This is a genomic window from Variovorax sp. GW822-FHT04A09 (assembly GCF_058801005.1).
Map to the genome: position 1 here is coordinate 40095 of NZ_JBXAMV010000007.1, position 24403 is coordinate 64497.

A 24403-nucleotide genomic window follows, 5' to 3' on the forward strand; every position below is an offset into this window, starting at 1 on the left:
CGCGGGCGGGTGCGGGCGCTGCTGCCTCAGCAGCGCACCACGTTCGCTGCAAAGCGGTAGCCCGCGCCGCGTTCCGTGCAGATGAAGCGCGGATGGTCCGGGTCTTCTTCGATCTTGCGGCGCAGGCGCGACACCAGCACGTCGATCGTGCGGCTCACCGCGTCCGACTGGGCGCTGCGCGTCTTGAGCAGCAGCTGCTCGCGGTCGATGACGCGGTTCGCATGCAGCACGAAGACCTCGAGCAGGGCGAACTCGCCGTGCGTCAGGTCGCAGGGCGTGCCGTCGCCGTGCAGCAGCTCGCGCGCGGTGATGTTGAGGGTCCAGGGGCCGAACAGGTAGCGCTCGTGGCTCAGGCGGTCGGTGCGCAGCGAGCGCGGCATGCCGGTCTCGGCCGAGCGGCGCAGCAGGGCGCGGATGCGTGCGACCAGTTCGCGGTTGTCGAAGGGCTTGGCGATGAAATCGTCGACGGCGGTTTCGAGGCCCAGGATGCGATCGGCGGCCGTGCCTTGGCCGGTGAGGATGATGATCGGGATGCGCGAGCGCGTGCGCAGCTGGCGTGCGAGCTCGATGCCGTCTTCCTTCTTCAGCCGCAGGTCGATGATCACGAGCGAGAAGGCGCGCTGGTCGAGCCGGGCTGCCATGGCCAGGCCGTCCGGCACGGCCTGTGCGCGAAAGCCCGACGACTCCAGCAGGTCGACCAGCGTCTCGCAGACTTCGGGATCGTCGTCGACCACCAGGATTTCGGGTTTCACTACGTCAAGCATGAGGTTCCAGAAGGCCGGACTGTGTGTCCGGTCGTCCAAAATTCTTGCAGACAAAAGCGCACCAATTGATACCTAAAGGTTAATCAAGTCCCTCTCAGGCTGGTATTTCGCGACTTTTTTTCGTCCGATGCTTTACACATGCATCGAAGCATCCCTTTCGGGGACTTCAATGTGATCCGTTTGTCACCCAAGTACAGGCGGTTCGACCGGCAGCGCCCGTTTGTGGGCGCTCTTGCGGTGCGTCGACAGAATCACCGCGCGCGCAGCGGCCGACACCGGCTTGCCCTCGAGGAAATCGTCGATCTGCTCGTAGCTCACGCCGAAGGCGTCTTCGTCGGGCTTGCCCGGCACCAGTGACTCGAGGTCGGCCGTGGGCACCTTGTAGACCAGCGCATCGGGCGCGCCCAGCAGCTGCGCCACGGCGCGCACGCGGCGCTTGTTGAGGCCGGTGAGCGGCGTGATGTCGGCCGCGCCGTCGCCGAACTTGGTGAAGAAACCCATCAGCGCTTCGGCCGCGTGGTCGGTGCCGATCACGAGGCCGTCGTGCGCGCCGGCCACCGCGAACTGCGCAATCATGCGCTGGCGCGCCTTGATGTTGCCGAGCACGAAGTCTTCGTGCGCCGCATCGCGAAAGGCCTGCCCGCCGGCGTGCAGCGCGGCCAGCATCGCATCGGCGGCGGGGCGGATGTCCACCGTCAGCAGGCGGTCGGGGCGGATCACCGCCAGCCCGGCCTGCGCCTCGGCCTCGTCGCGCTGCACGCCGTAGGGCAGGCGCATCGCGATGAAGGTGGCGTCGCGGCCTTCGGCGCGCAGCTTCTCGACGGCGCGCTGCGCGAGGCAGCCGGCGGTCAGCGAATCGACGCCGCCGCTGACGCCCAGCACCAGCGTCTTCAGGCCGGTGCTGCGCAGGTAGTCGGCGAGGAAGTCGGTGCGCCGCGCGAGTTCGGCGGCGGCATCGAAGACGGGCGCCACGTGCAGGGCCGCGATGATCTCGCGCTGCGTGGCATCGACGGGGGTGAGGTCTGCACTCATCTGTGGGGCCTGGATGTGAGGATGAAGATCAGAAATCGACGAGGCTGAGGCCGATGCTCAGCACCGTGCGTTTGCGGTTGTAGTCCACCAGCGTGTCGCCATAGCCATGGAACAGCTGCGTGTGGAAGCGCAGGTTGCTCTTGGTCGGGTCGCCGATGGCCTTCAGCCATTCGAGGCGCACCGAACCGCGGCCGCTGTCGCGCAGGTTGTTGCGCACCGTGATGCCCAGCTGGTTGTCGCGGTTGAGGTTCCAGCGGCCCGTGACTTCGGCGCGGCCGATGTAGTCGGCGATGTCGGGGTTGTCGTCCTTCGCGGCGCTTTCGGACATGCGCTGCCAGACGCGGCCCGTGACGGTGAAGCGGTCGTCGAGCTCGGCGCCGCCCATCAGATACACGCGGTTCCAGCTGCGCGACAGCGGCAGGCTCTGGCCGTTCGACTGGTGCACGATGCCCACGCCCGCATAGCGCCAGCGCCAGCCGCCGGGCAGGTGGACGTCGGTCGGGTAGACATACATCAGCTCGGGCTCGTGGTCGGTGGTGCGGAAGGGCCGCGAGATCGAGCCGTTGAACAGCTGCCAGGTCGACTGCTGCGAGTACGCGAACCACAGCGAGTCTTTCTTGATCGGGTCGTTCTGCGTGAGCATGCCCTGCGCGAGCTTGGTGCGCACCGACAGGCCGATGCGCATTTCATTCGCCTGGTAGGCCACGGGCTCGGCCGTGTGGCCGGCCGACGGCGAGGTCGGCGGCTGGGGCTTGTCGGTCGCGGCCGATGCCGACACCGTGAGCGGGCGGTAGCCGCGGAAGCCGAAGGTGCCGCAGTCGGTGGCGTTCTCGAGTTCCCAGAAGCGCGACAGCGTCGAGTACTGGCGGTCGCGGCAGCCTTCGGTGGTGGCGACCGAGACCACGCGCGTGGCCGGAATCGCGCCGTCCACCGGCGGTTGCGTGCTCGCGAGCACCGGCGGCGCCACGGGCACCGACACCGAGGGCAGCGTCTGTTGTTGCGACCAGCGGTCGTAGCAGGCCAGGCGTGCCTCGTTGTTCGCGCCGAGCGCGGCGCACTGCTGCCAGGTGAGTTGTGCATCGGCCAGCGGACTGGCGGGCTTGTCGACGGCTTGTGCTTGTGCGACAGATGCGGCGCCGAGGCACGCGGCCACGGCGGCGACGGTGCGCAGATCGAACAAAGAAGCAGGGTGTCGTCGTGTCGTCTTCATGGCTTTCCTTCCTGTGCGACGGTCTTGCGCAGCACGAACGGGTGCGTGCGCTCGGTCGCGGCATCGCGCCACGTGCCGCGGAACTCGCGGCCGCAGACGCCGGGCTGCAAGGTGCCCGACCAGACGCCGCTGATGGCGCGGCCGTCCAGCGATTCGTCGATGGACAGCGCGCCCTCGTCGTCGACGTCGCCCGCGAGCTGCGCGACGGTGGTCTTCGTCGAGGCATCGGCGCGGCGCGTGATGGTGCCGCGCACGCCGGCGTATTCGGGGTGCTTGCCCAGCTGCACCACGGCCGTGCCGGGCAGGTCGTCGAAGCGGGCGTCCCACTGGCCGTACAGCGCCTGCAGTGGCAGCTCGCGCGCGTCGGCGGGGCAGTTGGGGTCGCGGGGCGTTGCGCAACCGGCCGCGAGGGCGGCGGCAAGCAGCGCGACTGCGACCGTCGCCGTCGTCCTCATGGCGTGGCGGCGGCCTTGGCCGCGCTGTCCAGCGCCTTGCGTGCGAACTCGGCGCGCAGCGCCTTCAGTTTCTCGCGCGGGTCTTCCTTGGTCGTGGCCTTGTCCAGGCCCATCTCGGCGATGAAGCGGCTGGGCATGCAGGGCACCATGTCGCGGCCCTGCTTGCGCTTCTTGGTCCAGCTCACGGCCAGGCTGCGCTGCGCGCGCGTGATGCCCACGTACATGAGGCGGCGCTCTTCCTGCAGGCGCTGCGTGGTCTCGTCGCTCACCACCTTCTGGCGGCCGTTGTCGTCGTCGAGCTTGAAGGGCAGCAGGCCCTCGGTCACGCCGATGAGCATCACGTGCGGCCACTCCAGGCCCTTGGACGCATGCAGCGTCGAGAGCGTGACCACGTTCTGGTCCTGCTCGCGCTCGCTGATGGTCGACAGCAGCGAGATGGTCTGCGCCACCTCGAGCAGGCTCTTGTGCTCGTTCGGGTTGGTGTCGTCGGCGCCCGAGGCGTCGTCGAGCGCACCGCCGGCGCGTTGCGACATCCAGTCGACGAACTCCAGCACGTTGGTCCAGCGCGTGGCGGCGGCGGCCTCGCTGTCTTCGCCTTCGTACAGATGGCGCTCGTAGTCGATCTCCTTGAGCCACTCGAGCATGAAGGCGCGCGAGGCTTCGGCGCCCATGGTGCGGCGGGCGCGGTACTCCAGGTCGTTGATGTAGCGGCCGAACTCGTGCACGCCATCGAGCGTGCGCTTGGGGATCACGCTCGGCAGCGAGGGGCTGAACAGCGCCGCGAACAGGCTCAGCTTGTACTGGCTCGCGAAGCTGCCCAGGCTGGCCAGCGTCGTGTGGCCGATGCCGCGCTTGGGCGTGGTGATGGCGCGCAGGAACGCCGGGTCGTCGTCGTTGTTGACCCACAGGCGGAACCAGCCGCACAGGTCCTTGATCTCGGCGCGGTCGAAGAAGCTCTGGCCGCCCGACACCTTGTAGGGAATCTGTGCCTTGCGCAGCGCCTGCTCGAAGATGCGGGCCTGGTGGTTGGCGCGGTACAGGATCGCGAAGTCGCGGAACTCCTTGTACTGCTTGCCCTGCGACACCGTGTCGCCTGCGCGCAGGCTGATGATGCGCGCCACCGTGCGCTCGGCCTCGTGCAGTTCGGTGTCGGCATCGACGATGCGCACCGGCTCGCCTTCGCCGAGTTCCGAGAAAAGCGTCTTCGGAAACAGCTTGGGGTTGGGGCCGATCACGTTGTTGGCCGCGCGAAGAATGGCGCTGGTGGAGCGGTAGTTCTGCTCCAGCTTGATGACCTTGAGCGTCGGGTAGTCGACCGGCAGCTTCTTCAGGTTGTCCAGCGTGGCGCCGCGCCAGCCGTAGATCGACTGGTCGTCGTCGCCCACCGCCGTGAACTGGCCGCGCTCGCCGGCCAGCGCCTTGAGCACTTCGTACTGCGTGGCGTTGGTGTCCTGGTACTCGTCGACCAGGATGTGGCCCAGCATGGCCTGCCACTTGGCGCGCACCTCGGGGAACTCGTACAGCAGCTTCAGCGGCATGCCGATGAGGTCGTCGAAGTCCACGCTCTGGTAGGCCTGCAGCCGCTCTTCGTACTGGACCATGATCTCGGCCGTGATGCGCTCGTTGTCGTCCACCGCGGCGGCCGCGGCCTGCGCAGCGTTCAGGCCCATGTTCTTCCACTTGCTGATCGTCCACTGCCAGATGCGGGCGGTGGCGACGTCGACGGTGCCGCCGCAGTCTTTCAAGATCTTGGTGACGTCGTCGGCGTCCAGAATGCTGAAGGCCTTCTTCAGGCCCAGCACGTGGCCGTCTTCTCGCATCATGCGCACGCCCAGCGCGTGGAAGGTGCACACCACCACCTTGCGCGCGTCGCGCCCGATCAGGTCCTTGGCGCGCTCGCGCATTTCGGCGGCGGCCTTGTTCGTGAAGGTGATGGCCGCGATGCGCTCGGGCTTCAGGCCCGACTGGATCAGCCGGCCGATCTTGTGCGTGATCACGCGCGTCTTGCCCGAGCCCGCACCTGCGAGCACCAGACAGGGACCGTGCATGTAGTTGACCGCTTCTTGCTGGGCGAGATTGAGACCGTGGGACATGGGGGAGGGGGAACCGGGAAAGCGGGAACGCGAAAAAGGCAGGAGGGGCCGCAGGGCGCGGCCGTCGCAAAGCGGGCAATGATACGGGCCCGGCTGCGGCCGTCCGTGTCAGCGGGCATCGCGCGACGAAGGAGGACGACAATGCCGGCGTGCTGCCTGTTTTCCTTGTTACTTTTCCTTTCTTCGCCCTGATCGCGGCCGGTTATGCCGCCGCCCGCACCCGCATCCTGCCGCTGGATGCGATCCCGGGGCTCAACACCTTCGTGCTGTATTTCGCGCTGCCCTGCATGCTGCTGCGCTTCGGCGCCGGCACGCCCATCGCGCAGCTGCTGGACGGCAGCGTTGCACTGATTTGGGGCATCTGCGCGCTGGCCGTGGTGGCGGGCGTGGTGCTGTTCACGCGCAATGCGCGCATCGGCTGGAACGACGCCGCCTTCGGCGCGCTGGTGGCGGCCTTTCCGAACACCGGCTTCATGGGCGTGCCGCTGCTGGTGGCGCTGCTGGGCGCGCAGGCGGCCGGGCCGATCATCATCACCATCGCGTTCGACCTGGTGGTGACCTCGTCGCTGTGCATCGCGCTGTCGCGGCTCGACGGGGCCGGCAGTGCGGGCCGCCACGGCGCCACGCTGGCCGCGCGCAAGGCGCTGCGCGGCATCCTCGTGAACCCGATGCCGTGGTCGATCCTGCTGGGCGTGCTGCTGTCGGCGGTGCGCTGGCAGCTGCCCGGACCGGTCGAGCGCACCATCGCCATGCTGGCCGACGCGGCCTCGCCCGTGGCGCTCTTCACCATCGGCGCGGTGCTGGCGCGTTCGGCGCTGCTGGCGCGCGAGCACGGCGCCAGCGCCATGGTGGCGGCGGCGATGGGCACCGGCGCCGGGCCCACGCCGAAAGCGCCGCTGGCCGACGTGCTGCCCGTGGTGCTCGTGAAGCTGGTGTTGCATCCGCTGGCGGTCTGGGCGCTGGGGCGTGGTGCCATCGCGCTGGGGCTGCCGCTCGCACCGTCGGCGCTGGCCGTGATCGTGCTGGTCGCGGCGCTGCCGAGCGCGAGCAACGTGTCGATGCTGGCCGAGCGCTTCGGCGCCGACAACGGCCGCATCGCACGCATCATCCTGTGGACGACGGTGGCGGCGTTCTTCACCTTCCCGGTGGCGGTCGGCGCGCTGCGCTGACCGGGGGCGTTACTCGGTCAGGACGCCGAGCTTGTACGGATCGGCGTCGGAGAGCCGCTCGCACTTCGAGAAATCGCGGCCCTGCGTGCCGTCGCAGTAGTAGGTGTTGTAGACGCGGCCGAACAGCGTCGGGCTGGCCGTGAAGAGCACGCCGTGGTCGGGCTGCCAGTTGTCCTTGGGCGCGGGCGCGGTGGCTTCCATCGGGCGGGCCGCGTCGGTGGCGCCGGGGGCGGGCGTGAAATCGGCCAGCGTCTTGCGGGCTTCCGCGCCGCGCCAGCGCACCGCCAACTCGGCCGCCGTGGGGCGGGTCGCCACCGGCACCAGGATGCCGTTGACCTGCAGGCCGCGTCCGAAGCGGTGCGTCTTGCCGGCCAGGAACGCATAGGCACAGGCCGCCATGCAATGGCCGCGCACCTCGGTCTGCACGCCGCTCTCGCGGATCGCGTCGGCATACGCGCCGGCGGCTTCGGCGGTACCGCCGAACGAGTCTTCGAAGACCACGGTGCGCACCGTGCCGCTGCTCAGGAGTTCGGTGAAGGCCTTGACCTTGCTGCCGTCGAGCGTGCCCGACACCACCAGCCGCCGACCCTGCAGTTCGAGCTCCGCCGCGCCCGCGGACCCCGCAGTGGCAAGGTACGAGAGCGACACGGCGACAGCCACAGCAACCCCAGCCAGAAGAGACGACGATTTCACGGCGACCTTTGCATCAAGCGAGCGGGCACGAAACACCGCGGACCCAGCGATGGAACCGCACAGGCACAGCTTGTGCAAGGGCGGGGGTACCGTCAACTCTTTTTGCAGATTATTTCGGGGTAATCCCAGGGCATGTCTAAAGGCATACCGTGCGTTATCTCTTCAGATGAATGCTTGCGTATGCAGTTGCACTGCTACAGTGGTTCCGAGTCCAAGGTGTGAAGGGTCCAAGTGGGGCGCGCGATGGCAATACTGGTTCGCATCCTGATGTGGTTGGCCTGGCTCGCTGCGGTGGGCTGGTTCTGGCATGCCGGCACGATCGGCACGGGCGCCGCGCTCGCGCTGGCCGCGCTGAGCCTCGTCGTGTTCGCCTGGCCGAACAGCATTGCGCGGCGACGGCACAACGAGCTGCGCTACGTCGACATGGGCAAGGAGCCCACCGGCTACCACTGACGACCGGCGCGGCGCGTTCGTGCAGCGCCTAGGACTTTGGTCCAATGCGCAACGACGCAGAGCTTTCTAGGATGGCGGCGCCTTACCGCCCTCCAGGAACCTCGCCGTGTCTCTTTTTCCTCTGCGTTTTCGTTTCGCCCGCCTTCTGCTGCTGTCCGTTCCGATGGCCGTGCTCGTCGCCTGCGGCGGCGGGGGGGACGGTGGCTCTGGCGTCGGCTTCCTGCCGAACAGCGGCACGGGCACCCCGCCGCCTGCCACCACCCCACCCACGGCACCACCCGACGTGCCCGACGACGGCGATGCCTTGCGCAACGCGCCCTGGGTCGAGGGCGTGTTCCGGACCGCGAGCCTCTACAAGGACCGCTGCGCGGCGCCGCGCACCGGCACCGACCCCGACGGCAAGCCCTTCGCCGACAAGACCGGCCGCACGCTCGACGAGAACAACTGGCTGCGGTCGTGGACCAACGACACCTACCTCTGGTACGACGAGGTGCCGGACCTGGACCCGGCGCTGTACGCCACGGCCGACTATTTCGACCTGCTCAAGACCTACGCCGTGACGCCGTCGGGCAGGGACAAGGACCAGTTCCATTTCACCTACACCACCGAGGAGTGGAATGCGCTCTCGGGCGCCGGCTCGTCCGTCGGATACGGCGCGCAGTGGGCTTTCTTTGCCCTCTCCCCGCCGCGCGATCTGCGCGTGGCGTACGTGGAGCCCGGCTCTCCCGCGGCCACGACAGGCGCCGGCCTGCCGCGCGGCGCCCGGGTGCTCGGGGTCAACGGCGTCGATTTCGTGAACGACCCCACGCAGGAAGGCGTCGATGTCATCAACGCGGCGCTCTTTGGCGCTGCACCGGGGACGTCCACGCGGTTCACCGTCGTCGACGCGGGCAGCAACACCCCGCGCGACATCACGCTGACGGCGGCGCCGGTGATCTCGACCCCCGTCCAGAACGTCAAGACGCTCCCGAACGCGGGCCGCACGGTTGGCTACCTGCAATTCAACGACCACATCGGCACGGCGGAACTGCAACTGAAGGCCGCCATGGAGTGGCTGCGCGCGCAGCGGGCCACCGAGCTGGTCGTCGACCTGCGCTACAACGGCGGCGGCTATCTGGACCTGGCCAGTCAACTGGGCTTCATGGTCGCCGGCGAGACGCAGACGCGCGGCAAGACCTTCGAGACCGTGCGGTTCAACAACAAGCACACCGAGCGCGATCCGGTGACTGGCAACACGCTCGCGCCCACGCCGTTCTGGGCCACCACCCTGGGCTTTCTTTCTCCCATCGACCCGCCCCTTCCGCTGCCCAGCCTCGATCTGCGACGCGTCTACGTGCTTACGGGCCCCGACACCTGCTCGGCCAGCGAGGCGTTCATCAACGGCCTGCGCGGCATCGACATCGACGTGGTCCAGATCGGCGACACCACCTGCGGCAAGCCCTACGGCTTCTATCCCGAGGACAACTGCGGCACCACCTACTTCAGCGTGCAGTTCCAGGGCGTGAACGCCAAGGGCTTCGGCGACTACCCCGATGGCATTACGCCAACCTGCTTCGTGCCCGACGATTTCAGCCGTGCGCTCGGCGATCCGCAGGAGGCGCGCTTGGCCGCCGCACTGGCGCACCAGGTCTCGGGGGCCTGCCCCGCCGCACCGGCCGGGCGCCTCGCCAAGCGTGCCGTCGCCGGCCCCGCCGCGCCCTTGCTGCACAAGCCCGAAGGCCTGCGCAACCGCATCCTGCGTCCGCGCTGAAGCAGGCGCAGGCGCAGGCACGCGCGCCGCGCTCAGATGCTGTGCGGGTCCACGTCCACCAGCCAGCGGATCACGCCCTTGCCTTCGGGCGTGCGCCGCAGTTCGTGCAGCAGCGGTTGCCAGGCGGCCAGCAGGCGCTGCAGCGCGGCGCGTGACGGGCTTTCGATGAGCATCTGCGCGCGCTCCACGTTGGCCACGCGCTGGATCGCCAGCGGCACGGCCGGGTAGCGCGTGACCAGGTCCGCGCCGGGCAGCGCCTCGGCCTGGTCGGCCGCGAGGTTCAGGAAGCCCTGCGCCACCGCCTGCTCGCGCGCGTCGGCGCGCACCAGCGCCTGGAACGCGAAGGGCGGCATGGCGGCGGCCTGGCGCTCTTCGAGCTGCTGTTTGGCGAAGGCTTCGTAGTCGTGCCGGCGCAGCGCCGCGAACAGCGGGTGCGGCGCGTGGTGCGTCTGGATCCACATCTCGGCCTTGGCGCCTTGCGCCGCGAGGTAGGCGGCGTCGCGGCCCGCGCGGCCGGCCGACTGCATCAGCAGGCTGAACAGGCGCTCGGGCGCGCGGAAGTCGCTGGAGAACAGCGCGCCGTCGGGGTTCACGGCGGCCACCAGCGTGATGCGGCGGAAGTCGTGGCCCTTGGCGATCATCTGCGTGCCGACGAGCACGTCGACCTCACCCGCATGCACGGCGGCCAGTTGCGATTCGAGCGCGCCCTGTTTCTTGGTGCTGTCGGCGTCGATGCGCGCGATGCGCACCGCGCTGCCGTCCGCATGCTTCACGCCGGCGAACAGCTCGGCCAGGTGCTCTTCGAGCCGCTCGGTGCCGCGGCCCACGGGCGCGATGTCGGGGTTGCCGCAGGCCGGGCAGGCGCGCGGCACGCGCTCGGTGAAACCGCAGTGGTGGCAGCGCAGCGTGCGGTCGATCTTGTGGAACACGCGGTAGGCGCTGCAGTGCGGGCATTCGCTCTTCCAGCCGCAGTCGCCGCAGGCCAGCACCGGCGCATAGCCGCGCCGGTTCAGGAAGATCATGCTCTGCTCGCCGCGCGCGATGCGCTGGCCGATGGCGTCGAGCAGCGCGCCCGAGATCACCGTCTTCGGCGGCTGCAGGTTCATGTCCACCAGCCGCACGGCCGGCAGCGCGCCCGCGCCGATGCGCGAAGGCATGGCCAGCCGCACATAGCGCCCGCCGGGGTCGTCGCCTTCGGGTGGCCGGCTCTGGTGCCAGCTCTCGAGCGAGGGCGTGGCCGAGCCCAGGATCACCTTGGCTTTTTCGCGCTGGCCGCGCCACACGGCGAGGTCGCGCGCCGAGTAGCGCGCGCCTTCCTGCTGCTTGTAGCTCGGGTCGTGCTCCTCGTCGACCACGATGAGCTTCAGCCCCGGGATCGACGCGAACACCGCCATGCGCGTGCCCAGCACGATGCGCGCGGCGCCGCTGTGCGCCGCCAGCCAGCTCGCCAGCCGCTGCGGGTTCGTCATGCCGCTGTGCAGCGACACCACCGCCTCGTCGCCGAAGCGCGCCTTGAAGCGGGCCTCGAGTTGCGGCGTGAGGTTGATCTCGGGCACCATCACCAGCGCCTGCGCCTCGGGGTCGCGCGCCAGCAGGTCGGCCACGCAGCGCAGGTAGACCTCGGTCTTGCCGCTGCCCGTGCTGCCCACCAGCAGGAAGGTGCCGGTGCCGGCCTCGATGCGGGCCAGCGCGGCCGTCTGTTCGTCGGAGAGGGCGATCAGGTTCGCGGATTCGGCCGTCTCGGCCACCGGCCCGGCGGTGGTCTTGCGCTTGAGGCGGCGCGCCAGCTGCGTCGTGCTCAGGTCGCGCAGCTGCGGCGGCAGGGCGGCCAGCGCGATCTCGCCGATCGAGCGCTGGTAGTAGCGCCCGGCAAACGCCACCAGGTCGCGCCAGGCCTCGCCCAGCGGCGCCAGCGCGTCGAGCGCCGCGCCCACGGGCTTGAGCGCCATGTCGGGCTCGGCGCCCTCCAGCGAGGTCGGTTCGTTCCAGACCACGCCCAGCACCTCGCGCTTGCCCAGCGGCACCCGCACCAGCGTGCCCGGCACCAGCGGCTCGGCGCCGGCGTAGCTCAGCAGGTCACCGAGCGCCGCATGCGCGGGCGTCTGCACCGCGATGTCGAGTCGCCAGGGGCAGGAGACGTTTGTGGCGGATGTGACCGTCGGCGCGCCGGCTTCGGGCGGCGATTCGGTGGAGGGGCTGGGCGTCCTTTTTGGCAAGGTTTGTTAATGCGTTTTGGAGCAAGACCGCTTAAGTTGTTGATTTCACTGCGCTTTGGCGGTCATCCAGAGTTTCTGTGGATAACTTTGTTGACAAGACGGCTGGATAGTCGCCGAAGCCTTGATTTTCAAGGCTTCCGCTGGAATGCCTGTAAAAAAAGCAAAAATCAAAACCTATATAAATCAACCACTTAGCGTCGCTATTGGTTTAGGAGCAGAACCAATGCCCCCTCAGATAATCTTGCGCAGTGCAACACGCGTTTTGTGCATAAGTCGGGCGTCCGGGGCCGTTTTAGGGCTTGACAAACGCCGGGCGACTGGCTTTCGGGGGGCGCTGAGTCTGCCAACCGGGCGGTCGGCAGTTCACATTTGTTAGCTCAAGTGCGCAGCGCGCGCGACTGGTCGTGCACCGCCTGGACCAGCGCCGCGACGTGGTCGGGCGGCGTGAACTGGCTGATGCCGTGGCCCAGGTTGAAGATGTGCGTTGGGCCCGCCGTGGTGCGGTCGGTGTGGGGCTTGCCGAAGGCCTGCAGCACCTTGCCGACCTCGGCCTCGATGGCCGCGGGCGGGGCGAACAGCACGTTCGGGTCGATGTTGCCCTGGATCGCCTTGGCCTTGTCCTCGGTGCCTTCGGCCACGAGGCGGCGCGCGGCGGCCAGGTTCACGGTCCAGTCGACGCCGAGCACTTCGCAGTCGAGCGCGCGCATGGCGCCCAGCCACAGGCCGCCGCCCTTGGTGAAGACGATGCGCGGCACCGGCTGGCCGTCGGGGCCGTGGCGCTTCAGGCCGGCGAGCACGCGCGCGGTGTAGGCCAGGCTGAATTCGTGGAAGGCGCCGTCGGCGAGCACACCGCCCCAGCTGTCGAAGATCATCACGGCCTGCGCGCCGGCGTCGATCTGCGCGTTGAGGTACGCGGCCACCGAATCGGCATTGACCGCGAGCACGCGGTGCATCAGGTCGGGGCGGCCGTACAGCATGCTTTTGACGAGGCGGTAGTCGCTTGAGCCCGCGCCTTCGACCATGTAGCAGGCCAGCGTCCACGGGCTGCCCGAGAAGCCGATCAGCGGCACGCGGCCGTTCAGCGCCTTGCGGATCGAGCCCACGGCGTCGAACACATAGCGCAGCTTGTCCAGGTCGGGCACTTCGAGCGCGGCCACGGCCGCTTCGTCGCGCACCGGTCGCGCAAAGCGCGGGCCTTCGCCGGCCTCGAACGACAGGCCCAGGCCCATTGCGTCGGGCACCGTGAGGATGTCCGAAAAGAGGATGGCCGCGTCGAGCGGGTAGCGCGCCAGCGGCTGCAGCGTGACCTCGGTGGCGTAGTCGGTGTTGGTGGCCAGCCCCATGAAGCTGCCGGCCTTGGCGCGCGTGGCAACGTATTCAGGGAGGTAGCGGCCGGCCTGGCGCATGAGCCAGACGGGCGTGTGATCGGTGGCCTGGCGCCAGCAGGCCCGCAGGAAGGTGTCGTTTTGCAAAGGGGCGAAAGGCATGGCCCGATTGTCGCAGGGCCCCCCGCGTTCACCGTCAGTTGACCGACAGCGCACTTTGCGTTGCATCAACCCGCCCCGATGCGCCACGGCGCGCACCAGCCGCGAGCATCCGTTCCCGACAACAACTTCAGTCTGGAACGGACATGGCGCAGCAGGTTTTCGATGTGGTGGTGGTGGGCGCCGGCTCGGCCGGCTGCGTGCTGGCGCACCGGCTGGTGCGCGCCGGGCGCCGCGTGCTGCTGCTGGAGGCGGGCCCGCCCGACGACGACCGCTTCATCCACATGCCCGCCACCTTCGTGCGCGTGATCGGCACCGAGCGCACCTGGGCCTACGAGAGCGAGCCGCAGCCCGCCGCCGCCGGCCGCAAGATGTTCGTGCCGCAGGGCCGCACGCTGGGCGGCGGCAGTTCGGTCAACGCCATGGTCTACGTGCGCGGCACGCCCGCCGACTACGACGGCTGGGAGGCGCAGGGCTGCGAGGGCTGGGGCTGGCGCGACGTGCTGCCGTGGTTCCGCAAGGCCGAGGGCAACGCGCGCTTCGCCTGCGAGCTGCACGGCACGAACGGGCCGCTGAAGGTGAGCGACACCCGCTTTCGCCATCCGCTGAGCCTGGCCTTCCTGCGCGCCGCGCAGCAAAGCGGCCTGGCCTACAACGACGACTTCAACGGCGCCGCCCAGGCCGGCGTGGGCTTCTACCAGACCACCACCTTCGAAGGCCGGCGCGCGAGCACCGCCGCCACCTACCTCGCGGCCGTGCGCGACGACCCGAAGCTCACGGTGGTGACGGGCGCGCATGTGCTGCGCGTGCTCACGCAGGACGGCACGGCCACTGGCGTGGTCTACCGCACGGGCCGCAACGGCAGCGGCGAAGAGGTGGTGGCCACCGCGCGCGACGAAGTGATCCTCTCGGCCGGCGCGCTCGCCTCGCCCAAACTGCTGCTGCTGTCGGGCATCGGCCCCGGCGCGCAGCTGCAGGCGCTGGGCCTGCCGGTGGTGAAAGACCTGCCCGGCGTGGGCGAGAACTTCCAGGACCACCTGGAGGTGTCGGTCTACGGCCGCACGCGCGAGCCCGTGAGCCTGCTGGGCAACGACCGCGGCCTGGCGGCGATGAAGCACGGGCTGCAATGGATGATGTTCGGCTCCGGCCTGCTCACCTCGAACGTGGTCGAGAGCGGCGGCTTCGTCGACACCACCGGCGAGGGCCGGCCCGACCTGCAGTTCCACGTGCTGCCCGTGCTCGTGGGCGACGTCGACCGCGAGCCGCTGGCCGGCCACGGCCTGTCGATCAACCCCTGCTTCCTGCGCCCGCAGTCGCGCGGGCGCGTGGCGCTGCGCAGCGCCGACCCGATGGCGCCGATCCTGTTCGACGGCGGCTACCTGCAGGCGCAGGCCGATGTCGACACGCTGGTGCGCGGCGTGAAGCTGGCGCGCCGCATCCTGCGCGCGCCGGCGCTGCGCGAGGTGGTGTCCGAAGAGCTGGCGCCGTCGGCCGCCGACGACATGTCCGACGAGGCCCTCGAGGCCTACGTGCGCGAGCGCGCCAAGACCGTCTACCACCCGAGCGGCACCTGCCGCATGGGCCGCGACGCCATGGCCGTGGTCGATGCGCGCATGCGCGTGCACGGCGTGGCGAAGCTGCGCGTGTGCGACGCCTCGGTGATGCCTTCGCTCGTCAGCGGCAACACCAACGCGCCCACCGTGATGCTGGCCGAACGCTGCGCGGACTTCGCGCTGTCAGGCAACTGAAGTTGCGCGCTCGGTCAATCGCCGAAGCGCACTGAAACCTAGAGTCCTTTCCAACAAGGAGACAGAGCGAATGAGTGCTACAGATTCCATGGCCGGCAAGGTCGCCTTCATCACCGGCGGCGGCACCGGCATCGGTGCGGCGGTGGCCGCGCAGTTCGTCGCGGCGGGCGGCCGCGTGGTGCTGATGGGGCGTCGCCTCGCGCAACTCGAAGCGGTGGCGTCAAAGCTTGGCGGGCTCGCGGTGGCGGGCGATGCGGCGAACACTTCCGACGTGCAGCGCGCACTGGCCGCCGCGCGCGAACGCTTCGGCGGCGTCGATGTGCTGGTCGCCAACGCGGGCGGCCACGGCGTGGGCGATGCGCTTTCGACCGACGACGCCTCGTGGGCGCTGTCCACGCGCCTGAACCTCGACACCGCTTTCGTCTGCGCGCGCGAGTTGCTGCCCGAGCTCATCGCGCGGCGCGGCAACATCGTCGTGCTCTCGTCGCTCGCGGGACACTTCGCGGGGCCGGGCGTGGTCGGCTACGTGACCATGAAGCACGCACTCATCGGCCTCGTGCGTTCGCTGGCGCGCGACTACGGACAACAGGGCGTGCGCGTGAACGCCGTGTGCCCCGGCTGGGTGCGCACCGAGATGGCCGACGAACAGATGCAGGTGCTCGTCGACAAGCACCGCTTGCCGAACACCGACGCGGCCTACGACCTCGTCACGCGCGACGTGCCCATGGGCCGCGCCGCCAGCCCCGACGACGTGGCGAACGCCGTGCTGTTCCTCGCCTCGCCGCTGGCCGCGATGGTCAGCGGCAGTTCGCTGATGGTCGATGGCGGTGCGTCCGCGGTCGACCTCCCCACCATCGCCTTCGCGCACGACGCCTGAAAGGGCCGCACCATGAGCACCGACACCACCAAGCCCGCCGACTGGAAGACCTACGACCAGTTCGCCCTCGGCATCGCAACCAACCGCCTGCCCGCCACCGACGCACTCGCCGGCCAGACGCTGCGGCTCGCGCTGCCCGGCTTCCAGCTCACGCTGCAGCCGCGCGCGCAGCACACGCTCGACTGGCACGAAGACGGCGCGCGCGGCGGGCAAGGCCAAGGCGACTGGTACGAGGCCATCGAGGTCGCGCCCGACACCTTCTTCCTCGACATCACGCAGGCCAGCCGCCCGAGCGAGGCGCTGACCGTCGTCGTCAACACGCGCACGCGCCGCGTGCTCGCCATCCGCTGCCGCATCATCGGCGCCGACGAGGCCGCGGGCCAGCCGCGCGTGCCGCAGGACTTCTGGCCCGGCACGCTCGAAGGCGGCACTGCAACGGGCAGCGCGCCGCACGCCACGCGCGACCTCATCGGCCTGCGCACCTGGCAGACCTACAGCCCCAACCACACCTACGAGCACACCTACCTGAGCGCCGAGCGCTACGCCTGGCAGTGCCTTGTGGGCGTGCAGCGCGGCCACGGCGACGTGGACCTGGCGAGCTACTGGAAGTTCGACGACGACCAGTACGTCTTCACCTTCCGCGAGTTCCTGATTCCGGTCGCGTCGGTGTTCTTCTTCGACTTCGCGAACGGCCGCTCGACCGGCAAGTTCCTCGGGCTCACCGGCGCCGGTGCGATCGCCAACAACCCCGCCGGCGCCTTCATGCGCAAGGCCTCGCAGACCTTCTACCCGCCCGAGTTCGGGCCCGTCTGACCTCATCGTTGTCCAGGAGCTTTTTTCATGCGCACCCCTTACCAGATCGTGGCCGACCATTACGCCGCCTCCGACCGCCACGACCTCGCCGCGATGTTCGCCGATGTGGCCAACGACGTGCAGTGGACCGAGATGGCCGGCTTTCCCTGCGCCGGCACGCACGTCGGCCCCGCGCAGGTGGTCGAGAAGGTCTTCCAGGTGCTCGGCGCCGAATGGGAGGGCTACCGCTTCGTGCTCGAGCGGCTGGTCGACGGCGGCGACACCGTGGTCGGCATCGGCGACTACCACGCGCGCCACCGCACCACGGGCAAGCCGATGCAGGCCCGCGTCACGCACGTGTGGCAGGTGCAGGGCGGAAAGGTGCAGCGCTTCGAGCAGTTCACCGACACGCTGCTCGTCGCGCGCGCCATGCAGCCGTGACACCGCTTTCTTTCGCATCCCTCGCATCCCTTCCCGGAGCCCGCCCATGAATCTGCGCGACCTGTCGATCGAACACCTCGGCCAGGTGGGCCTGCTGGCGCAGCGCCGCCGCGGCAACCACATCGACGGCCACGAGGTCGTGCCCCGCAACGGGCAGTACCTGCCGGTGGTCGACCCGGCCACCGAGATGACCGTGGCCGAGGCGCCCGACAGCGACGCGGACGACGTGCACGCCGCCGTCGCCGGCGCGCGCCGCACCTTCGAGAGCGCCGCCTGGAAGTCGCTGCGCCCGGCCGACCGCGAGCGCATGCTGTACACGCTCTCGACGCTCATCGAATCGCACGCCGACGAACTCAGCGCGCTCGAAACCCTGCAAAGCGGCAAGCTGCGCGGCATCGCGCGCATGGTCGACGTGGGGGCGGGCGCGGAGTTCGTGCGCTACATGGCGGGCTGGGCCACCAAGCTCGAAGGCCAGACGCTCGACAACTCCATCGGCATCCCCGGCGCGCAGTGGATCACGTACACGCGGCGCGAACCGGTGGGCGTGGTCGCGGCCATCGTGCCGTGGAACTTTCCGCTCGCCATCGCGCTGTGGAAGGTGGCGCCCGCGCTCGCGGCCGGCTGCACCGTGGTGCTCAAGCCCTCGGAAGAAACGCCGCTCACCGCGCTGCGGCTGGCCGAGCTGGCGCTGGAGGCAGGCTTTCCGCCGGGCGCGCTCAACGTGGTGTGCGGGCGCGGCGCCACGGCCGGCGCGGCGCTGGCCGCGCACCCGGACGTCCGCAAGATCAGCTTCACCGGCTCGACGGCGGTGGGCCGGCACATCGGCCATGCGGCCGTGGACAGCATGGCGCGCTTCACGCTGGAGCTGGGCGGCAAGTCGCCGCTCATCGTGCTCGGCGATGCCGACCCGGTGGCGGCGGCGCAGGGCGCGGCCAACGGCATCTTCTTTCACCAGGGCCAGGTGTGCACCGCGGGTTCGCGCGTGTACGTGCAGCGCGGCCTGTTCGACGAGGTGGTGCGCCGGCTCGCGCAGGCCGCCGAAGGCCTGCACATCGGCTCGGGCTTCGACCCCAAGGCGCAGTTCGGGCCGCTCGTGTCCAAGCGCCATCTGGCGCGCGTGATGGCGCACATCGACGGCGCCGTGGCCGAGGGCGCCACGCTGGTCACGGGCGGGCGCCTGGCCTTCGACGGCGGCTGCTTCGTGCAGCCCACCGTGTTCGTCGACGCGCAGCCGTCGATGCGCATCGCGCGCGAGGAAGTGTTCGGCCCGGTCGCAACCGTGGTGCCTTTCGACGACGTCGATGAGGCCGTGCGCCTGGCCAACGACAGCGCCTACGGCCTGGCAGCCAGCGTCTGGTCGAACGACCTCTGCGCTGTGCACCGCATCGTGCCGCGCCTGCAGGCGGGCGTGGTCTGGGTCAACGCGCACAACGTGCTCGACAACGCGCTGCCGCTGGGCGGCGTGAAGCAGTCGGGCAGCGGGCGCGACCTCGGGCGTGCGGCGGTGGAGAGCTTCACCGAACTCAAGAGCGTGTGCATGGCGGTGTAGCCCCGCCCCGGTTTCGATCACCCAAAAAGAAGGAGACACCTCATGCAAAGCAAAAGACGAATCGCGCTGTCGGCCGTTGCCGGCGCGCTGGGCCTCGCCGGCTTCAGCGGCGCCTGGGCGCAGGCGGGCCCCGACTGCGGCCTCAACACCGGCAAGCCCGCCACGGGCGAGCCCATTCCCATCGGCGCCGTGGTCGGCAAGACCGGGCCCGACGACTTCAGCGCCTCGGGCCAGGCGGCGGCCGCGTACTTCAAGTGCGTCAACGCCAACGGCGGCATCCATGGCCGGCCGGTCGACTACCTCGTGCTCGACGACCAGTGGAACCCCGAGACCGCCGCGCAGGTGGCCTCCAAGCTCGTGAAGGACCGCAAGGTGGTCGCGCTCGTGGGCAGCACCAGCTTCGTGGAGTGCGGCGCCAACGCCAAGATGTACGCCGACGAGGGCGTGATGGTCATCGCCGGCACCGGCGTGCCGCGCGAGTGCTTCAACGCGCGCAACTACGTGCCGGTGAACGCCGGGCCGCGCGTGTCGGCGACCATCGCCGCGATGTACGCCGCGCAGAAGTACAAGGCGAAGAAGATGGTCTGCATCATTCCGAACATCCCAAGCCTGGGCAACTGGGCCTGCGAGGGGCCGAAGGAATGGGGCAGGAAGAACGGCGTGACGGTCGAGACCCTCACCATCGACCCCGGCTCGGCTGACGCCACCTCGACCATGCTGCAGGCCGCCGCGAAGAAGCCCGACACCATCATCATGAACGTGCCCAAGGGCATCCTCGTGCCGATGCTGGCCGCGGCCGAGCAGCAGAACCTGGGCAAGAAGATCCACTTCGTGTCGGCCGCGCCGGCCTACAACGTCGACGTGCCCAAGGCCATCGGGCCGTACTGGAAGGGCAACTTCGACGTCAACCTCGAGTTCAACCCGCTCGAATCGGCCGGGCCCGACAACAAGAACTGGCTCGCGGTGATGGACAAGCACGGTGCCAAGAGCGACCCGCGCGACACCTTCTCGCAGGCCGGCTACCTGGCCGCGCGCCTGGCCACGCAGGCGATGCTGAAGATGGACCCGAAGAAGATAGCCCGCGCCAGCGTGACCGACGCGCTGCGCAAGGTGAGCGACTTCCGCAGCGACATCCTGTGCAAGCCCTTCTACGTGGGCAGCGGCAACCGCCACAACGCCAACAACAGCGGGCCCATGGCCAGCCCCGACGGCAACGGCTGGCGCTTTGCGCCCGGCGGCTGCCTCACGGCGGACGACCCGGAGCTGGTCGACATCCGTGCCGACGAGCAGAAGATGGGCCTGAAGTAAGCGCGCCGGGCCATGGAGGACTACCTGCCTTTCGTCATCTCGGGCCTGGGCCTGGGCGCGGTCTACGCGCTCTCGGGCGTGGGGTTGGTGGTGCTCTATCGCTCGTCGGGCGTGCTGAACTTCGCCTTCGGGGCCATCGGCGCGCTCGGCGCGTATGTGGCCTGGACGCTGCTCGAAGCCGACTGGCCGCAGGGCCTGGCGTGGTGCGCGGCGGTGCTCGCGGCCATGGCGCTGTCGCTGGCCTACGGGCGGCTGCTGGCACCGCGCCTGTCGCACCGCGACCCGACCATCCGCAGCATCGCCACGCTGGGCTTCGCGCTCGTGGTGGTGGGCTTCACCGAATGGACCTGGGGCGAACAGCCGCGCCGTCTCGTGCTGCCGACCGACGGCGGCGCGCTCGAATTCGTGCTGGGCGAGGTCGAGGTGCGGCTCACGCACACGCGCGCGCTCGGCCTGGCGCTCGCGGTGCTGATGATGGGCGGCGTCGGCCTGCTGCTGTCGAAGACGCGCGTGGGCCTGAAGATGCGCGCGCTGGCCAACGACCGCGACCTGAGCGCGCTGCTCGGCATCCGCGTGCTCGGCGTCGACACGGTGGCGTGGATCCTGAGCGGCGCCTTCGCGGGCGTGTGCGGGCTGCTGCTGGCCAACATCGTGCGGCTGCAGGCCACGCTGCTGACCTTTCTCGTGATTCCGGCCTTCGCCGCCGCCATCATCGGTCGGCTGCATTCGCTGCCGGCGACCGTGGCGGGCGGCATCGCCATCGGCGTGCTGGAGGCGCTGGCGATCACGGTGCCGGGCTTCGCGGCCTTTCGCACGGCCACGCCGTTCCTCATCGCGCTGGCGATGATCGTCTTCTACCGCGCGGGGACGCGGTCGGCATGAACGCGTCGATCCTCGAAGGCGCCATGCCCGCGTCCGACGCAGCACCCGCCGCGCTGGCGCAGGCCACGCGCCGCGCCCGCCGCTCGCTCGTGCTCATGGTGGCCTGCGTGCTGCTGATCGGCTGGGCCGTGCCGTGGTTCGCCAATGCGTACTGGATCAAGACGCTCACCTCGTCGCTCGCGCTGTCGGTCGCGGCGGCCGGCGTGGCGCTGCTCTATGGCCAGCTCGGGCTGGTGTCGCTGTGCCAGTACGCGCTGCTCGGCGCGGGCGGCTGGGTCGCGCTGCGCGCGGGGCACGGGCTCGGCTGGCCCTTCGAGCTGTCGGTGCTCGCGGGCGGGCTGCTGTCCTGCGTCGTGGGCATGCTCGCGGGCCTGCCGGCGCTGCGGCTCAAGGGCCTGTACCTCGCGCTCGTCACGATGATGATGGCGGGCGGCTTCCAGGTGGTCGTCAACGTGACGGGCTTTCCCGACGGCGGCGCGGGCTGGCTGGGCCGCGTGTTCGGCAGCGAGCGGCTGATGATGCCGCGCCCCGCGCTGGCGCTGTCCGACGCGGCGTACTTCCGCTACGTGGCCGTGTGGCTGGCCGCGGTGCTGGCGCTGATCGAGCTGCACCGGCGCACGCGCGCGGGCCGCTCGTGGGCGCTGATCCGGCGCGGCGAGGCGGCGGCCGTGGCGGCCGGCGTGAACATCCTGCGCTACCAGACCTGGGCCTTCGGGCTCGCGGGCTTCTGCGCCGGCGTGGCCGGTGCGCTGCTCGCGGGCGGCGTGGGGCAGCTCGACGGGCGCGCCTTCACGGCCGGCGAATCGGTGATGCTGTTCGCACTCACGGTGGTGGGCGGCGTGTACCACTGGGCCGGTGCGCTCATCGCGGGCCTGCTGCTGCGCGCGGTGCCGGCGCTGTTGACCGACTTCGGCGTCAACGGCTACCTCGCGATGATCTTCTTTGGCGTGGCACTGCTGCATGCGCTCATCACGGCGCCGAGCGGCATCGCGGGGCAGCTGATGGGCGCGTTCGAGGCGGTGCGAAGACGCTTCGCTTCGCCGAAGGGCAAGGACGCCGCACCATGATCCGCATCGACGATCTCACCGTCGCCTTCGGCGGCGTCAAGGCCATCGACGCGCTCACGGCGCAGCTCGATGCACCGGTCTGCGGCCTCATCGGGCCGAACGGCGCGGGCAAGACCACGCTGGTCAATGTGCTCAGCGGCCTCGTGTCGCCCAGCGCCGGCCGCGTGGCGGTGGACGGCACCGACCTGCTGGGCCTGAAACCCATCGCGCGCGTGCGCTTCGGCCTGCGCCGCTCGTTCCAGACCGAGCAGGTGGTGGAAGACCTCAGCGTGTGGGACAACGTGCGCGCGCTGCTCGACCACGTGCCGCACGCGCGCGGCGAGGCCGCGTCGCAGTTGGCGCGTGCGCTGTCGCACACCGGCCTGCTCGACGTGGCGACCGTCATGGGGCACCGCCTCAACCTGTTCCAGCGCCGAATGCTCGAACTCGCAAAGTCGCTGGTCGGCGCGCCCAAGCTGCTGCTGCTCGACGAGCCCGGCGCCGGCCTCACCGAGCAGGAGGCCGGCGTGCTGCGTCGCACGATCGGCGCGGTGCATGCGTTCTGCGGTGCGCAGGTGCTGCTCATCGACCACGACGTCGACCTGATCGCCGCGACCTGCACGCAGACCCTGGTGCTCGACTTCGGCCGCCGCCTCGCGCTCGGCCCGACGCGCGAGGTGCTCGACGATCCGGCCGTGCGCAAGGCCTACCTGGGAACGGAGTGACCACCCCATGCTGAACGTGACGGATCTGCGCCTGCAACGCGGCGGCAAGGCCGTGCTGCACGGCATCGACCTGCAGGTGCCGCCGGGCGAGGTGACGGCGCTGCTCGGCGCCAACGGCGCGGGCAAGTCGAGCACCGTGATGGCCATCGGCGGTGTGCTGCCGCTCGCGGGCGGACGCATCGAGGTCGAGGGCCACGCCCTGCACGGCCAGCGGCCCGAGCGCGTGCGCGCGCTGGGCGTGGCGGTGGTGCCCGAGGGGCATCGCGTGCTCGGCGAGCTGTCGGTGCTCGACAACCTGCGCGCCGCCGCGACCGCACTGCCTGCGGCCGGCGTGGCCGATGCGGTCGAGCGCGTGCTCGGCGTGTTCCCGGAGCTGCGCGTGAAGCTCGCGCTGCCCGCGCGTTCGCTGTCGGGTGGACAGAAGCAGATGGTCTGCATCGCGCAGGCGCTCATCGGCCAACCGCGCTACCTCGCCATCGACGAACTCTCGCTGGGGCTCGCACCCGCGGTGGTCAAGCGGCTGGTCGAGGTGGTGCAGCAGGTCGCGCGCGAGGGCGTGGGCGTGCTGCTGATCGAGCAGTTCACGACGGTGGCGCTGGCCGTGTCGAGCCGCGCCTATGTGCTGGAGCGCGGGCGCATGGCGTTCGCGGGCTCGTCGGAAGAACTGCGCAGCCGGCCGGAGATCCTGCACAGCAGCTATCTCGCGGCGGCCTAGGCGCGAGATAGCTGCGCCTTCCGTGCGGTGGGCATCACGAAGGCCTGGAAGTAGTCGCGCAGCCGCGCGGTGAACTCCTCGGCGATGGCCGACGGCGCCGACTGCGGCGAGAACGCCATCGACACTTCCACCGGGCAGCGCGGCGACAGCGGCAGGATCTTCAGGTCGCGCGCGAACACCGAAGCCACGTAGGGGTTGACGATGCCGACGCCGGTGCCCTGCGCCGCCATCATGCAGATGGTGACCGAGTAGGTCGTCTCGACCGTGGCGGCGCATTCGATGCGGTGCTGCTGCAGCGTGCGCTGGAACTGCTGGTGGATCTCGTCGTCGGCATTCAGCGTGAGAAGCACCTGCTGCTTCAGGTCGCGCACATGGACGGCGTCGCGGTGCGCCAGCGCATGCCCGGGATGCACGACGCACACCGCGCTGGCCTTGTGCAGGCTGACCGCGTCGAGCTGCGGGTCGTGGAAGGCGGCGGTGCTGAGCGCGACGTCGTACAGGCCGTAGAGCAGGCCCTCGCGCAAGGCGTGCGTGCCGACGGTCTGCAGGTTGACGTGCACCTCGGGGTGCAATCGCGAGAAGGCATGGATCACCTGCGGCATGACGCCCAGCCCGAGCGCCGGCGTGCAGCCCACGCGCAGCGAGCCCGCGCCCGACTTGCGCAGCACCGCCACGCTCTGCTCGATGCGGTCCAGGCCCAGGAAGTGGCGCTGCACCGTGTCGAACAGCTGGCGCGCCTCGTGCGTGGGGCGCAGCCGTCCCTTGTGGATGTCGAACAGCTTGAGCCCGGTGGCATGCTGGATCTGCGAGAGCAGGCGGCTCACGGAAGGCTGCGTGGTGTGCAGCAGGGCCGCCGCTGCGGTGGTGGTGCCGGTCTGCATCACGGCGCGGAAGGCCTCGATCTGGCGGAAGTTCAACGGGCGCGACATGCGGGGGCTCCTAGGCTGTACGGCGGAAAGCATGGCATATCTTTTCTGCATAGCCTGCGAATGAAAATGAAT

At 69.9% G+C, this 24403-nt stretch carries 21 protein-coding genes and 1 pseudogene; 13 read left to right on the plus strand and 9 right to left on the minus strand.

Translation table 11 applies throughout. The features are described 5' to 3' along the window. Positions 1 to 26: 26 nt before the first annotated feature. From AC1RLW_RS27490 to AC1RLW_RS27510, 5 genes are all read right to left on the minus strand, one after another. On the minus strand, positions 27 to 764 hold the full coding sequence (locus tag AC1RLW_RS27490) for a response regulator (protein ID WP_070063911.1): 738 nt from the start codon (positions 762 to 764) through the stop codon (positions 27 to 29). 183 nt (positions 765 to 947) lie between these two features. After that, a complete protein-coding gene (gene nadE, locus AC1RLW_RS27495; protein ID WP_493195806.1) occupies positions 948 to 1796 on the minus strand; it encodes an NAD(+) synthase in 849 nt (282 codons plus the stop codon). 28 nt (positions 1797 to 1824) lie between these two features. Further along, a complete protein-coding gene (locus AC1RLW_RS27500) occupies positions 1825 to 3006 on the minus strand; it encodes a phospholipase A (protein ID WP_159273711.1) in 1182 nt (393 codons plus the stop codon). Next, positions 3003 to 3461 carry a hypothetical protein gene (locus tag AC1RLW_RS27505; RefSeq protein WP_493195807.1) on the minus strand — a complete coding sequence of 153 codons (459 nt, stop codon included), beginning with the start codon at positions 3459 to 3461 and terminating at the stop codon, positions 3003 to 3005. Before AC1RLW_RS27505 ends, AC1RLW_RS27500 begins: the two co-directional genes overlap by 4 nt. Next, entirely contained in the window at positions 3458 to 5554 is a 2097-nt protein-coding gene (locus AC1RLW_RS27510; RefSeq protein WP_493195808.1) for an ATP-dependent helicase, read from the minus strand. Before AC1RLW_RS27510 ends, AC1RLW_RS27505 begins: the two co-directional genes overlap by 4 nt. A gap of 149 nt (positions 5555 to 5703) precedes the next feature. Between AC1RLW_RS27510 and AC1RLW_RS27515 the strand changes: the two genes are divergently transcribed. Beyond that, the gene (locus AC1RLW_RS27515) at positions 5704 to 6723 is read left to right on the plus strand and encodes an AEC family transporter (RefSeq protein WP_095949457.1); all 1020 of its coding nucleotides are present in this window, start codon (positions 5704 to 5706) and stop codon (positions 6721 to 6723) included. A gap of 9 nt (positions 6724 to 6732) precedes the next feature. Here the strand turns inward: AC1RLW_RS27515 and AC1RLW_RS27520 are convergent, their stop codons facing one another. Then, positions 6733 to 7383 carry a hypothetical protein gene (locus AC1RLW_RS27520; protein ID WP_493195809.1) on the minus strand — a complete coding sequence of 217 codons (651 nt, stop codon included), beginning with the start codon at positions 7381 to 7383 and terminating at the stop codon, positions 6733 to 6735. Positions 7384 to 7659: 276 nt separating this feature from the next. Between AC1RLW_RS27520 and AC1RLW_RS27525 the strand changes: the two genes are divergently transcribed. Together AC1RLW_RS27525 and AC1RLW_RS27530 are read left to right on the plus strand one after the other, a co-directional pair. Then, positions 7660 to 7869, plus strand: a complete 210-nt coding sequence (locus tag AC1RLW_RS27525) for a hypothetical protein (RefSeq protein ID WP_062476199.1) — start codon at positions 7660 to 7662, stop codon at positions 7867 to 7869. Between the two features lie 106 nt (positions 7870 to 7975). Then, on the plus strand, positions 7976 to 9619 hold the full coding sequence (locus AC1RLW_RS27530) for a S41 family peptidase (protein WP_493195810.1): 1644 nt from the start codon (positions 7976 to 7978) through the stop codon (positions 9617 to 9619). Between the two features lie 32 nt (positions 9620 to 9651). Here the strand turns inward: AC1RLW_RS27530 and priA are convergent, their stop codons facing one another. Then, entirely contained in the window at positions 9652 to 11733 is a 2082-nt protein-coding gene (gene priA / locus AC1RLW_RS27535; RefSeq protein WP_493195963.1) for a replication restart helicase PriA, read from the minus strand. Between the two features lie 479 nt (positions 11734 to 12212). After that, the gene (gene hemE, locus AC1RLW_RS27540; protein ID WP_070063917.1) at positions 12213 to 13322 is read right to left on the minus strand and encodes a uroporphyrinogen decarboxylase; all 1110 of its coding nucleotides are present in this window, start codon (positions 13320 to 13322) and stop codon (positions 12213 to 12215) included. Between the two features lie 143 nt (positions 13323 to 13465). On the opposite strand from hemE, the pseudogene AC1RLW_RS27545 reads away from it, so the two are divergent. The 10 genes and pseudogenes from AC1RLW_RS27545 to AC1RLW_RS27590 form a co-directional block, all read left to right on the plus strand. Then, a pseudogene (locus AC1RLW_RS27545) lies at positions 13466 to 15058 on the plus strand (GMC family oxidoreductase); the annotation flags it as partial. Between the two features lie 79 nt (positions 15059 to 15137). Further along, positions 15138 to 15944 carry an SDR family NAD(P)-dependent oxidoreductase gene (locus AC1RLW_RS27550; RefSeq protein ID WP_493195811.1) on the plus strand — a complete coding sequence of 269 codons (807 nt, stop codon included), beginning with the start codon at positions 15138 to 15140 and terminating at the stop codon, positions 15942 to 15944. 12 nt (positions 15945 to 15956) lie between these two features. Further along, positions 15957 to 16757, plus strand: a complete 801-nt coding sequence (locus AC1RLW_RS27555) for a MoaF C-terminal domain-containing protein (RefSeq protein ID WP_493195812.1) — start codon at positions 15957 to 15959, stop codon at positions 16755 to 16757. Between the two features lie 27 nt (positions 16758 to 16784). After that, positions 16785 to 17177 (plus strand): nuclear transport factor 2 family protein, encoded by a 393-nt coding sequence (locus AC1RLW_RS27560; protein ID WP_095743473.1) that lies wholly within the window; start codon positions 16785 to 16787, stop codon positions 17175 to 17177. A 46-nt stretch (positions 17178 to 17223) separates the two neighbouring features. Then, positions 17224 to 18726 (plus strand): aldehyde dehydrogenase family protein, encoded by a 1503-nt coding sequence (locus AC1RLW_RS27565; protein ID WP_493195813.1) that lies wholly within the window; start codon positions 17224 to 17226, stop codon positions 18724 to 18726. 42 nt (positions 18727 to 18768) lie between these two features. Then, entirely contained in the window at positions 18769 to 20034 is a 1266-nt protein-coding gene (locus tag AC1RLW_RS27570) for an ABC transporter substrate-binding protein (RefSeq protein ID WP_493195814.1), read from the plus strand. Positions 20035 to 20046: 12 nt separating this feature from the next. Beyond that, on the plus strand, positions 20047 to 20916 hold the full coding sequence (locus tag AC1RLW_RS27575; protein WP_062476232.1) for a branched-chain amino acid ABC transporter permease: 870 nt from the start codon (positions 20047 to 20049) through the stop codon (positions 20914 to 20916). After that, positions 20913 to 21983 carry a branched-chain amino acid ABC transporter permease gene (locus tag AC1RLW_RS27580; protein ID WP_493195815.1) on the plus strand — a complete coding sequence of 357 codons (1071 nt, stop codon included), beginning with the start codon at positions 20913 to 20915 and terminating at the stop codon, positions 21981 to 21983. The genes AC1RLW_RS27575 and AC1RLW_RS27580 overlap by 4 nt, the downstream gene beginning before the upstream one ends. Further along, positions 21980 to 22687: an ABC transporter ATP-binding protein gene (locus tag AC1RLW_RS27585; RefSeq protein WP_493195816.1), complete on the plus strand. Its 708-nt coding sequence runs from the start codon at positions 21980 to 21982 to the stop codon at positions 22685 to 22687. Before AC1RLW_RS27580 ends, AC1RLW_RS27585 begins: the two co-directional genes overlap by 4 nt. Positions 22688 to 22694: 7 nt before the next feature. Next, positions 22695 to 23402, plus strand: coding sequence for an ABC transporter ATP-binding protein (locus AC1RLW_RS27590; protein ID WP_493195817.1), 708 nt, complete (start codon positions 22695 to 22697; stop codon positions 23400 to 23402). Here AC1RLW_RS27590 and AC1RLW_RS27595 read toward each other — a convergent pair. After that, positions 23399 to 24331 carry a LysR substrate-binding domain-containing protein gene (locus AC1RLW_RS27595; protein ID WP_493195818.1) on the minus strand — a complete coding sequence of 311 codons (933 nt, stop codon included), beginning with the start codon at positions 24329 to 24331 and terminating at the stop codon, positions 23399 to 23401. The two genes, AC1RLW_RS27590 and AC1RLW_RS27595, sit on opposite strands and share 4 nt — an antisense overlap. Between the last annotated feature and the right edge of the window lie 72 nt (positions 24332 to 24403).